The 11868-nt window shown below is 63.4% G+C and carries 13 protein-coding genes and 1 tRNA gene; 8 read left to right on the forward strand and 6 right to left on the reverse strand.

The genetic code is table 11. The features are described 5' to 3' along the window. Positions 1–9: 9 nt before the first annotated feature. Positions 10–1041, forward strand: a complete 1032-nt coding sequence (locus tag LK539_RS22310) for an NAD(P)H-dependent glycerol-3-phosphate dehydrogenase (protein WP_227803264.1) — start codon at positions 10–12, stop codon at positions 1039–1041. Positions 1042–1173: 132 nt separating this feature from the next. On the opposite strand, the gene LK539_RS22315 is transcribed toward LK539_RS22310, so the two are convergent. Genes LK539_RS22315 through mscL form a run of 4 tightly spaced genes read right to left on the reverse strand, consistent with a single transcriptional unit; the run spans position 1174 to position 3902 of the window. Beyond that, positions 1174–1548: a cupin domain-containing protein gene (locus LK539_RS22315; RefSeq protein ID WP_227803265.1), complete on the reverse strand. Its 375-nt coding sequence runs from the start codon at positions 1546–1548 to the stop codon at positions 1174–1176. 11 nt (positions 1549–1559) lie between these two features. After that, positions 1560–2261, reverse strand: coding sequence for a DUF2461 domain-containing protein (locus LK539_RS22320; protein ID WP_227803266.1), 702 nt, complete (start codon positions 2259–2261; stop codon positions 1560–1562). A 21-nt stretch (positions 2262–2282) separates the two neighbouring features. Then, a complete protein-coding gene (locus LK539_RS22325; protein WP_227803267.1) occupies positions 2283–3488 on the reverse strand; it encodes a Do family serine endopeptidase in 1206 nt (401 codons plus the stop codon). A 3-nt stretch (positions 3489–3491) separates the two neighbouring features. Then, a complete protein-coding gene (gene mscL / locus LK539_RS22330) occupies positions 3492–3902 on the reverse strand; it encodes a large conductance mechanosensitive channel protein MscL (protein ID WP_307729133.1) in 411 nt (136 codons plus the stop codon). A 226-nt stretch (positions 3903–4128) separates the two neighbouring features. Here mscL and petA point away from each other — a divergent pair, with 226 nt between their 5' ends. The 6 genes from petA (at position 4129) to LK539_RS22360 (ending at position 8370) form a co-directional block, all read left to right on the forward strand. Then, positions 4129–4743 carry a ubiquinol-cytochrome c reductase iron-sulfur subunit gene (gene petA, locus LK539_RS22335; RefSeq protein WP_227803268.1) on the forward strand — a complete coding sequence of 205 codons (615 nt, stop codon included), beginning with the start codon at positions 4129–4131 and terminating at the stop codon, positions 4741–4743. A gap of 1 nt (position 4744) precedes the next feature. Continuing rightward, positions 4745–6160 carry a cytochrome b N-terminal domain-containing protein gene (locus LK539_RS22340; RefSeq protein WP_227803269.1) on the forward strand — a complete coding sequence of 472 codons (1416 nt, stop codon included), beginning with the start codon at positions 4745–4747 and terminating at the stop codon, positions 6158–6160. Between the two features lie 28 nt (positions 6161–6188). Further along, entirely contained in the window at positions 6189–6950 is a 762-nt protein-coding gene (locus LK539_RS22345; protein WP_227803270.1) for a cytochrome c1, read from the forward strand. A gap of 99 nt (positions 6951–7049) precedes the next feature. Beyond that, on the forward strand, positions 7050–7661 hold the full coding sequence (locus LK539_RS22350; RefSeq protein ID WP_036252914.1) for a glutathione S-transferase N-terminal domain-containing protein: 612 nt from the start codon (positions 7050–7052) through the stop codon (positions 7659–7661). Between the two features lie 128 nt (positions 7662–7789). Then, positions 7790–8269: a ClpXP protease specificity-enhancing factor gene (locus LK539_RS22355; RefSeq protein ID WP_227803271.1), complete on the forward strand. Its 480-nt coding sequence runs from the start codon at positions 7790–7792 to the stop codon at positions 8267–8269. Positions 8270–8294: 25 nt separating this feature from the next. Beyond that, positions 8295–8370, forward strand: a tRNA-Thr gene (locus LK539_RS22360). Positions 8371–8425: 55 nt separating this feature from the next. Here the strand turns inward: LK539_RS22360 and LK539_RS22365 are convergent. Together LK539_RS22365 and LK539_RS22370 are read right to left on the reverse strand one after the other, a co-directional pair. Further along, positions 8426–8974, reverse strand: a complete 549-nt coding sequence (locus LK539_RS22365; protein WP_227803272.1) for a glycoside hydrolase family 104 protein — start codon at positions 8972–8974, stop codon at positions 8426–8428. 171 nt (positions 8975–9145) lie between these two features. Beyond that, the gene (locus LK539_RS22370; RefSeq protein ID WP_227803273.1) at positions 9146–10354 is read right to left on the reverse strand and encodes a cation:proton antiporter; all 1209 of its coding nucleotides are present in this window, start codon (positions 10352–10354) and stop codon (positions 9146–9148) included. Positions 10355–10607: 253 nt separating this feature from the next. Here LK539_RS22370 and LK539_RS22375 point away from each other — a divergent pair, with 253 nt between their 5' ends. After that, positions 10608–11867, forward strand: coding sequence for an ABC transporter substrate-binding protein (locus LK539_RS22375; protein WP_227803274.1), 1260 nt, complete (start codon positions 10608–10610; stop codon positions 11865–11867). The last annotated feature ends 1 nt before the right edge of the window (position 11868 follow it).

Here is an 11868-nt window from a genome sequence, read left to right on the forward strand (position 1 = left end):
CTCAACGCCATGCAAGAACAAAAAACACCCTCCAAGATCACCGTCCTGGGCGCCGGCGCCTGGGGCACGGCCGTGGCCATCGCCCTGGCCCATCGCCACGACGTGCTGCTGTGGGGCCGCAATCCCGAACAGATGGCCGACACGCAGAACGCGCGCGAGAACCTGCATTACCTGCCGGGCCATCCGCTGCCGCAACCCCTGAAGGTGAGCGCCGATTTCGAGGCGGCCCTGGCGCAGGTGATCGATGCGGGCGCCGACGAAGCGCCGCTGCTGATCCTGGCCTGCCCGGTGGCCGGCCTGCGCCCGCTGCTCGGGCAACTCAAGGGCCGCGCGATTCCCAACGTGGTCTGGCTGTGCAAGGGCTTCGAAGCCGGCACCGGCCTGCTGCCGCACCAGGTGGTGGCCGAGGTGCTGGGCGACAGTGTCCCCGGCGCGGCCCTGTCCGGCCCGTCGTTTGCCCAGGAAGTGGCGCGCGCCCTGCCCTGCGCGCTGACCGTGGCCTCGACCTCGGCGCTCCTGCGCGAACGCGTGGTGGCCGCGGCGCACGGCAACAACCTGCGCGTCTATGCCTGCGACGACATGGTCGGCGTGGAAGTGGGCGGCGCGGTCAAGAACGTGATGGCGATCGCCACCGGCGCGGCCGATGGCCTCGGCCTGGGCCTGAATGCACGCGCGGCCCTGATCACGCGCGGCCTGGCCGAGATCACCCGCCTCGGTGTGCACCTGGGCGCGCAGGCCGGCACTTTCATGGGCCTGACCGGCATGGGCGATTTGATCCTGACCTGCACCGGCGACCTGTCGCGCAACCGCCGCGTGGGACTGGCGCTGGCCCAGGGCAAGCAGCTGGAAACCATCGTGGCCGAACTCGGTCACGTGGCGGAAGGCGTACCGTGTGCGAAATCGGTGCGCGCGCTGGCGCGCAGGCTGGGCGTGGAAATGCCGATCACCGAGGCGGTGGCGGCGGTGCTGTTCGATGGGGTGGCGGCGACGGAGATGGCGCAGAGGTTGCTGGCGCGGGATCCGAGGGATGAACTGGCCTAAGGGCTGTTCAGGCAAAATTGGGTACCGGCCTTCGCCGGTACGACGGTCTCTAAACCAGTGGCTTTAACGAAGCCGGTGTCCCGCTAGCAAAAACCAACGTCATTCCCGCGCAGGCGGGAATCCAAGTTCGCTTTAGTTCCCTGACCCCCGCGGATCATTCGTTGGCCCACCCGTGCGCACCGGTCCAAGCAAAATGGTCATGAGCGCCACCGCATCCTTGTTGGCCCGGATCGCATGCGGCTCCCCACCCGCCAGGTACACCATCTCGTTCGGCCGCAACACGGTCGTGCGTCCGTGCGCATCAAACGCGATCTCCCCTTCCAGGCACACGAGCGTCATCTCGCCCTCGACCCGGTGCTCGGGCATCGGCTTTTCCTTGGGGACCACCAGCCGGATCAATTCCATGTGCTCGGTCTTGACGAGCGCAATCGACGTGAAATGGGCGATGTCGTCGTCGCCGCGCTGTAATGCGATGCGCTCGCCCGAAACTGCGTGTTGCAAGGCCATGTCGCCCTCCTTTATTCGGTTGATTCGTCTTCTTCGTGCACCTCGGGCACGCTGCGCAGCCAGGTGACCAGCGCGAACGCATCCTTCATGCCACTGGCCAGCTGCGGCACCAGCAGTTGCGGTGCATTCAGCAGCAGCGGCACTTCGACCCACACGAAATAGCTCTTCAGCTTGAGGTATTCCACCAGCGGGTGGTTCGGGTCGACGCCCTTGGGCGGCCGTTGCAGCACGTCTTCGAACTGCAGGTCGCCGTAGGTCGCGCGGAGATGCTTATTCTTCAACATTTTGCTGAAGCCTGTCGCATCGTTGACCACGTGCTGGCGGATCGCCTTGAGGCGGTGTGCCGGCGGCAGGTATTCGCCGGCGCCGAACAGCAGCTTGCCGTCGGCCTCGATGTGGAAGTAATAGGTCGGCCCGCCCGCCGCACTGGGACGCCGTTTATTCAGCGGCGCAATCCCGGCCGAGAAATGGGTCTTGTAGGGCCGCTTGTCTTTCGCAAAGCGCACGTCGCGGTGAATGCGGAACAAGGCTTTCTTCGGATCGCAACCCGCCACCTGCTTGTCGAAGCTGCCGAGCTCCTGGATGAGTTCGGTGACGACCTGCAGGAATTCGGCGCGCAGGATGTCGTAGCGTGGTTTGTTCCACAGGAACCAGGGGCGGTTGTTGTTCTCGCTGAGCTCGCTTAAAAATTGCGTCAGGTCACGCAGGTGCATGCATCGTCCGGAGGTAAGGGGTTACTGGGGCTGGCGCGGCCGCTTGCCGACGGTGACGTCGACTGTGGACTCGCGGTTCTTGCGCAGGATGCGCATCGGGGACTTGGCGCCCGGTTCGAGCGCGGCGATCAGCTTGAGCATCTCGCTGGTGTTGGCGACCGCCTTGCCGCCAACCGCGACCAGGATGTCGCCCGGGCGCATGCCGGCGCGGTCGGCCGGGCCGCCGCGCACCACGCCGGCGATGATGGCGCCGCTGGAGCGGCCCAGGCCGAAGCTTTCGGCCAGTTCGGGCGTGATGTCCTGCGATTCGATGCCGATCCACCCGCGCACCACCTGGCCGTGCTTGACGATCGAGTCGAGCACGGTCTTGGCGGTGCTGACCGGGATGGCGAAGCCGATGCCGACCGAGCCGCCGGTCTGCGAATAGATGGCCGAGTTGATCCCCAACAGATGCCCGTTGGTGTCGACCAGTGCGCCGCCGGAGTTGCCGAAGTTGATCGCGGCATCGGTCTGGATGAAGTTCTCGAAGTGGTTGATGTGCAGGTTGTTGCGCCCCAGCGCGGAAATGATGCCGAGGGTGACGGTCTGGCCCACGCCGAAGGGGTTGCCGATGGCCAGCACCACGTCGCCCACGCGCGCCCGATCGGGGTCGCCCAGCACCATCACCGGCAGGTTGCGCGCCGCGATGCGGATCACGGCCAGGTCGGTTTCCGGGTCGGTGCCGACGATGCGCGCCGCCGTCTTGCGTCCGTCGGCCAGGCCGACTTCGATGATGTCGGCGCCTTCGACCACGTGGTTGTTGGTCAGGATGTAGCCGTCGCCGCTGACGATCACGCCCGAACCGAGGCTGGCCAGTTGCTCGTCGGGCGGCATGCGGTCCCCAAAAAAGCGGCGGAAGAACGGGTCCTTGAGCAGCGGGTGGGTTTCGCGCGAGGCCTTGCTGGTGAGGATGTTGACCACCGCCGGCATCGCACGCCCGGCGGCATCGCGGTAGCTGCCGCTGGTCGGCAGGCTGGGCGCCTGCAGCACCGGCACCGCGCTGGGGCCGAGTGCGACCTGGGTCGGCGCGCGCTGCAGCCACTCGGGGCGCATGGCGGAAATCACGAAATACAGCGCCAGCAGGACCGTGACGGCCTGCGCGAACAGCAGCCACAGGCGCTTGACGCCGCCGGGCTGGCGCCGCGGACGGGTGCCCGGCGGCCTGAGTTCATGGACGCTGTCGTTCACGGATTACTTTCTCAAGGAGTCGCGGATCTCGCGCAGCAGCAGGATTTCTTCCTTCTCGACCGGGGTCGGCGCCTCGACCGGGCCGCGCAGGCGGTTCACCAGGCGCACCATCTGGAAGATGACAAACGCGAGCAGGATGAAGTTCAGCAGGATGGTCAAAAAATTCCCGTAGGCGAGCACGGCGCCGGCTTTCTGGGCCTCCGCCAGCGGCAATCCGGTGCTCTGGCCGTTCAGGGGAATGTAGTAATTGGCGAAATCGAGGCCGCCGAACAACATCCCGATGGGCGGCATGATGACATCCTTGACCAGCGAATCGACGATGCGCCCGAAGGCGCCGCCGATGATCACGCCGACGGCAAGATCGACGACGTTGCCGCGCATTGCGAACGTTTTGAACTCTCCCAGCATGGACATGGCTATCCTTTCATTGTTATTGAGTCAAGCTGATTCATGATACCGCAAGCCCGAATGCTGCGGATGCACACGCGCGTTTGTGGTCCAAAGAGGCACAGATATTCCGTCTGGATGTGTCCGCTTGATAATTTTTTTCCAATCGGTATTGCCCTTCACATATAATTTTGTGTTGCTGGAAGCTCTTTATTAATTCTTAAGATTCGTATTTTCACGGAGTGGGGTTGGTATGAGTAATGAAAAGCAGGTCGATTCAGGCCGACGCGGACTGCTCGTCGCGACATGCGCTGCAGGCGGCGTGGTCGGGGTATCCACGGCGGGAGTTCTTGTCAGTACCTTCCAGCCGTCGGAGCGCGCGAAAGCCGCCGGCGCCCCGGTCGAGGTCGACATCTCCGACGTCAAGCCAGGCGAAATGAAAGTGGTCGAATGGCGCGGCAAGCCGGTGTGGATCCTGCGCCGCACGCCCGAGATGCTGGCCACCCTCGAGAAGGACACGGCCGAGCTGGCCGATCCGAACTCCGAAAAAGAGTACCAGCTGCCCACCCCGGAATACGCCCGCAACCCCTTCCGCGCCCGCCAGGAGCACAAGGACGTGCTGGTGGCGGTCGGCATCTGTTCCCACCTCGGCTGCTCGCCGTCCTCGCGCCTGGCGTCGGGACCGCAGCCGAACCTGCCCGACAACTGGCCGGGCGGCTTCCTGTGCCCTTGCCACGGGTCGACCTTCGACCTGTCGGCGCGCGTGTTCAAGAACAAGCCGGCGCCGACCAACATGGATGTTCCCCCTTACATGTACCTGTCCGATAACAAGCTGGTGATCGGCAAAGACGAGAAAGGCGAGGCATAACATGGGCGGCCCATTCAAAGAAACCCAGGTTCCGGCGAACGCCGGCGCAGGCACCAAGGCCCTGGCCTGGGTCGACGACCGCTTCCCGCTGTCGAAGCTGTGGAACGACCAGTGGGGCAAGTACTACGCTCCCAAGAACTTCAACGTCTGGTACCTGTTCGGCTCGCTCGCCATGCTGGTGCTGGTGCTGCAGATCGTCACCGGCATCTTCCTGACCATGCACTACAAGCCGGATGCCAACCTGGCCTTCGGTTCGGTCGAATACATCATGCGCGAAGTGCCGTGGGGCTGGCTGGTGCGCTACATGCACTCGACCGGCGCCTCGATGTTCTTCATCGTGGTCTACCTGCACATGGCGCGCGGCCTGATGTACGGTTCCTACCGCAAGCCGCGCGAGCTGATCTGGCTGTTCGGCTTCGCGATCTTCCTGTGCCTGATGGCCGAAGCCTTCTTCGGCTACCTGCTGCCGTGGGGCCAGATGTCCTACTGGGGCGCCCAGGTGATCGTCAACCTGTTCGGCGCGATCCCTGTCATCGGCCCGGACCTGTCGCTGTGGATCCGCGGTGACTACGTCGTGTCCGACGCCACCCTGAACCGCTTCTTCGCCTTCCACGTCATCGCCCTGCCGCTGGTGATCCTGGGCCTGGTGGCGGCGCACCTGATCGCGCTGCACGAAGTCGGCTCGAACAACCCGGACGGCATCGAGATCAAGGACAACCTGGGTCCGGATGGCCACCCGGTCGACGGCATCCCCTCGCACCCCTACTACTCGACCAAGGACTTCTTCGGCGTGGCCGTGTTCCTGACCATCTTCTCGGCGATCGTGTTCTTCGCGCCTGAGATGGGCGGCTACTTCCTGGAGTACAACAACTTCCTGCCGGCCGACTCGATGAAGACCCCGCCGCACATCGCGCCGACCTGGTACTTCACCCCGTTCTACTCGGTGCTGCGCGCCACCACGGCCGACTTCATGTACGTGCTGATGGCTGCGGTTGCCGCCTACGTCGTGTTCATCTGGCTCAAGTCGCGCCTGTCGCACAAGGCCAAGATCGCGGTGGCCGTCATCGGCCTGGTCCTGATCATCGGCATGCTGCCGCAGGTGCTGGATGCGAAGTTCTGGGGCGTGGTGCTGTTCGGCTCGTCGGTGGTGATCATCGCCTTCCTGCCGTGGCTCGACCACTCGCCGGCACGTTCGATCCGCTACCGTCCGGACTGGCACAAGTACGTGTACATCCTGTTCGCGATCTGCTTCGTGGCCCTGGGCTACCTGGGCACCCAGCTGCCGACGCCGGCCTACACCATCATCTCGCAAGTGGCGACCCTGCTGTACTTTGCGTTCTTCCTGTTGATGCCGTGGTGGAGCACGATGGGCCGGTTCAAGCCGGTCCCGACGCGCCTGACCTTCACGCCACACTAATCGCGGACCAGAGCACAAGGACAACCACATGAAATTTGCGAAGAAACTGATCGCCGTCCTGGCCCTGGTGCCGGGACTGGCATTCGCCGCGGAAGGCGGCTTCCCGCTCGAGAACGCGCCGGAGCGCACCGACCTGTCGTCGCTGCAGAACGGCGCCAAGCTGTTCGTCAACCACTGCCTGAACTGCCACTCGGCCTCGAGCATGCGCTACAACCGCCTGCGCGACATCGGCCTGACCGAAGAGCAGATCAAGAACAACCTGTTGTTTTCGCAAGACAAGGTTGGCGGCATGATGACGACGGCCATGCGCCCGGACGACGCCAAGGCCTGGTTCGGCGCCGTGCCGCCGGACCTGTCGGTGATCGCGCGGGCCAAGGCGACCCCGTCGGGCACCGGTGCGGACTACCTGTACACCTACCTGCGCACCTTCTACAAGGACGATACCCGCCCGACCGGCTGGAACAACATGGTGGTGCCGAACGTGGCGATGCCGCACGTGCTGTGGCAGCAGCAGGGCGTGCGCCAGGCCAAGTTCAGCAACGTGCCTGATCCGCACGAGCAGGGCAAGACGATCCACAAGTTCGTCGGCTTCGAACAGGTAACGCCGGGCACCATGAGCCAGCAGGAGTTCGACACCGCAACCGCTGACCTGGTTGCCTACATGGTGTGGATGGCTGAGCCAGCGCAAGATACCCGCAGGAAATTGGGCGTAATTGTGTTGCTCTTCATGACTGCTTTTGCCTTCCTGGCTTGGCTTCTGAACAAAGCGTATTGGAAAGAAGTGAAGTAAATTCGCTTTCATTGCCCGGTTGGCTATAATACGGGCAATCATTTTTCGGGGTGAATCGCTAGGCGCTTCACCCCATTGTTTCTTGAGGAACTACAAACCATGATGGTTCTCTACTCCGGCACCACGTGCCCGTTCTCCCAACGCTGCCGCCTCGTCCTGTTTGAAAAGGGCATGGACTTCGAGGTGCGCGACGTCGACCTGTTCAACAAGCCGGAAGACATCTCGACCATGAACCCGTATGGCCAGGTCCCGATCCTGGTCGAGCGCGAACTGATCCTGTACGAGTCGAACATCATCAACGAGTACATCGACGAGCGCTTCCCGCACCCGCAGCTGATGCCGGCCGACCCGCTGATGCGCGCCCGTGCCCGCCTGATGCTGTTCAACTTCGAAAAAGAACTGTTCGTCCACGTGCACGTGCTGGAAAGCGAGCGCAACAAGACGAACGACAAGAGCCACGACAAGGCCCGCTCGGAAATCCGCGACCGCCTGACCACCCTGGCTCCGCTGTTCCTGAAGAACAAGTACATGCTGGGCGACGAGTTCTCGATGCTGGACGTGGCGATCGCCCCGCTGCTCTGGCGCCTGGACCACTACGGCATCGAACTGTCGAAGACCGCGGCCCCGCTGATGAAGTACGCCGAGCGCATCTTCTCGCGTCCGGCCTACATCGAAGCGCTGACCCCGTCCGAGAAGGTGATGCGCCGCTGATGCCGTCTGCGGGCGCGTTCCTGCGCCCGCATGCTGCGTCTTACGATTCGGTATGCGCCGGTTTTCGGACGCCGTCCCGGCGAATCCGTTAAACTGGCGCGTACAGATTTGCTTTTTTAATCACATCCATGTCAGAGATCTCCACCAAGCCCTACCTGCTGCGCGCCATCTACGAATGGTGCACGGACAGCGGCTACACGCCCTACCTTGCCGTCAAGGTCGACGCCGCCACGACGGTGCCGATGGAATACGTGCGCAAGGGCGAGATCATCCTGAACATCAGCTACGGCGCCACCTCGGGCCTGAAGATGGACAACGACGCGATCCACTTCCGGGCGCGTTTCAACGGCGTGTCGCGCGAACTGTACATTCCGGTGCAGAACGTGCTGGCGATTTATGCCAACGAGAATGGCCAGGGGATGGCGTTCGAGGTCAATGTGACGGCGGCCGAGATGGCGCCGCCGGCTGTGGAAGAGGCATCGGTGCCGTCGCTGTCGGCAGTGCCTGGCAAGCACGAGGTGCCGGCTGCCGAGCCAGTTGCGGCGCCCAAGGACGATGACGAGCCGCCGAAGAAGGGCGGACGTCCGACCTTGACCCGCATCAAATAGCGTATAATCGTTGCTTCAAAGTTAAGCCGACTTAGCTCATCAGGTAGAGCAGTTGATTTGTAATCATCAGGTGGCGGGTTCGAGTCCTGCAGTCGGCACCAGTTTCCACAGCAAAAGCCCAGCACCGTGCCTGGGCTTTTTCTTTTGTAGCTGTCCTCATGCCGTCTGCCCACCGCCCGCGAGATACGCAGTCAGGAAGTCCTCGAACTTCACATAGCGTTGCGGCGGATAATGGTTGGATTGCCCCGGCCCCTTGGGCAGCGCAGCCCAGATCCTCGCGACCTTGGGCATAACCTCGCCGAGCCGCCCGTCCTTGATGGCGTCGATGACGCCAAGGCTGCGCAGGATCTCCACCGCGATCAGGTCCTGGGTGCGCGGCGAAAAATCCTTCAAGCCTAACTTGCCGCCATGGTGTTCCCAGGTCGGCCGCGTGATCTGGTACATCCCGGCCGCGGTCGTCTTGCCGTCGATGCCGGGGCCCGGGTGGGTCGAGGTATCGCGAAAGCGCCAACGATCATTACTGCGTCCCTTCAGCGCACCATACTTGAAATCGTAGCCGCCGCCCTCGGCTTCGGCGATCGCTTTCAGGAAAGCGGCGACATTCGGATGGGCCAGGTGCCTGGCGTTTTCCTCCAGCAGCGCTGCGCTGCGCGATGATGGCCGGACTGAAGGCTCCGGCGAAGCCGTGCGTTTTGCGTCGGACATGATTCCTCCCAACGATGCTGGCCGGTGCCGGCGCCGCCATGGCACCGGCTCCTGAACTCATCTTAGGAAGGGAGCGCGCCCGGCGGTTGCGCGGGCGCAGAGAGGATGTCGGCTGCGTCCAGATTCTTTGCGCAAACAACTTGCAGCCGAGTACAAAAGTCTGGAAGGAAATCAGGAACTCGCCTGCTCCACCAGTTGCCGGTGCTGGGCCCGGTTCAGCTTCGGATGCACGATCGGGATCGTCAGCATGGTGCTCATCACCGCCATCAGCAGCAGCGCGGTAAAGGTCTCGCTGGTGATGATCTGCTTGTCCAGCAGGATGTTGGCGAAGATGATTTCGATCAGGCCCTTGGTCTGCAGCAGCCAGCCGATGATCGAGGCCTCGCCCTTTTTCCAGCCCAGCACCCTGCCCGCGATACGGGCACCGACCAGCTTGCCGCCCACCGACGCCAGCAGCAACAAGCCCGCCACGAAGAACACCGGATAGCTGCCCACATCCCACTTGGTGCGCAGCCCGGTGCTGAGGAAGAACACCGGCATCAGCACCAGCAGCACGTTCTTGAACAGCGCGTCCAGCTGTTCCTGATCGAACCAGTCCGCATCCATCACCACGCCGGCCAGGAAAGCGCCGACCATGTAGTGCAGGCCGGCCCAGTCGGCGCCGAAGCTGCAGGCGATCAGCCAGATCAGGGCGACGTACCAGCGGTCCTTCTGCGGCAGGCGCACCATCAGGCGGCGGAACAGGATGGTCAGCACGCCGAAGGCGACGAGGAAGCCCAGCTGGCGGCCGACGCGTTCCCAGTCCAGCATGATCAGCGCCAGCACGCCCCAGATGGCGACGTCGTCCAGGCTGGCGTAGCGCAGAATGCGCTGGCCCATCGGCTGGCGCAGGATATTGAGCTTTTCCAGCAGCAGCACCAGCACCGGCAGCGCCGTTACCGCGCAGGCCATGCCGATGCCCAGCATGAATTGCCAGTCCGCCCCCTTGGCGCCGATCCAGCCATCGTAGCCGAGCAGCAGCAGGGCCGCGCCGCAGCCGAACAGCAGAGGCATGCCGAGCGACAGGCCGGCCGTGGTCACGCTCTCGCGCCGGTACTGCCACACCTTCTTGAGGTCGAGCTCGATCCCGGCAAGCATCACGAACAGCATCACGCCCCACCAGGCGATGCCATTTAGGGTCTTCACGACGTCCGGGTTGAACACGAAGCGGTGGTACTCGGGATAGACCGCCCCCAGGATGCCCGGGCCGAGCAGGATGCCCATGATGATCTGGACCACGACCAGCGGTGCGAAGTAATCGGTCTTGCAGAGCCGCCACACCAGATAGGGTGCGACGAAGATCAGCAACATGGCGATGAGGAAAATCTCTGTGGTATTCACGGCGTCTCCCAGTCCTGTCATTTTTATGATTGGAAACGATACCACAGGTATTTACCGTCAGTACACAGCCTGTTGCACAGTTTTTTATTTCAGCCGCACACCATTGAAAACTTGACTTATGGACACGAAAAATGTGCCAGAATCCTGATTGCAATATTTTGTTTGACCCTGATTTTACCCGGTGCTATAGTCGGGCAAAGCCACTGGTAACGTTTCCAACTTACCAAGAATAACGGCGTAGAACGGAGACACGATGTTCACAGTACGCACCCTGGCGACGGCCTGCGCATGGCTGTGCGCCGCGGCGTCGGCGCAGGCTGCGTCGATGTCCACCACGCCGGCATCCACTGCCCCACGTGCTGAAGTCATCCACTGGTGGACATCCGGCGGCGAATCGGTCGCGGTCAAGCAGGTGGCCCAAGCCTACCGCAGCGCGGGCGGCGTCTGGATCGACACCGCGATCGCCGGCGGCGACCAGTCGCGCGCCGTCACCATCAACCGCATCGTCGGCGGCAACCCGCCCACCGCGGCCCAGTTCAACACCTCCAAGCAGTTCCTCGACGTGATCGAAGCGGGGATGCTCAATAACGTCGATGCCGTGGCGCGCGCCCAGAACTGGGACCAGATGCTGCCCGCGCCGATCATCGACGTGATCAAGGTGCAGGGCCACTACTACGCGGTGCCGCTGAACATCCACATGCAGACCTGGTTCTGGTATTCGAAAGCCGCTTTCCAGAAGGCCGGCATCGCCAGGGAACCGGCCAGCATGGACGAATTCTTCGCCGCGCTGGACAAGCTCAAGGCGGCCGGCATCATCCCGCTCGCCCACGGTGGCCAGTCGTGGCAGGAGACCGTGCTGTTTTCGGCCATCCTGGCCAACATGGGCGGCAAGGAGCTGTACCTGAAAGCGATGCGCGACCGCGACCAGGCCACCCTGCTGGGGCCCGAATTCCGCAAGGTGCTGCTGGCCTTCAAGCGCCTGAAGTCCTATGTCGACGCCGGCTCGCCGGGCCGCAACTGGAACGACGCTACCGCCCTCGTCATCAGCGGCCGGGCGGGATTCCAGGTGATGGGCGACTGGGCCAAGGGCGAATTCACCAATGCGGGGCAAACCGCGGGCCAGCACTATGGCTGCATGGCCGGCTTCACCCCATCGACGCCCTACCTGATCCAGGGCGACGTGTTCGTCTTCCCCCGTACCGACAAGGCCCAGGCGGTGCGCGCCCAGCAGCTGCTGGCCAAGGTGGTGTCGCAACCGAACCTGCAGGTGAACTTCAGCAAGCTGAAAGGCTCGATCCCGGTGCGCACCGACGTCGATGCGACGAGCCTGGACCTGTGCGCCCGCAAGGGCATCGAGATCATGAAAGACCGCGCGCGCCAGGCCGGCGTAACCGAGGTCTACCTGACGCCGGACCAGAACGGCGCCATGCAGGACGTGCTGACCGCCTACTGGAACACCAGCATGCCGGTCGAACGCGCCCAGAAGAGCATCGCCAACGCACTCAAATACTGAC

This window comes from Massilia sp. IC2-476, from assembly GCF_020707295.1.
GTDB lineage: Bacteria > Pseudomonadota > Gammaproteobacteria > Burkholderiales > Burkholderiaceae_D > Telluria.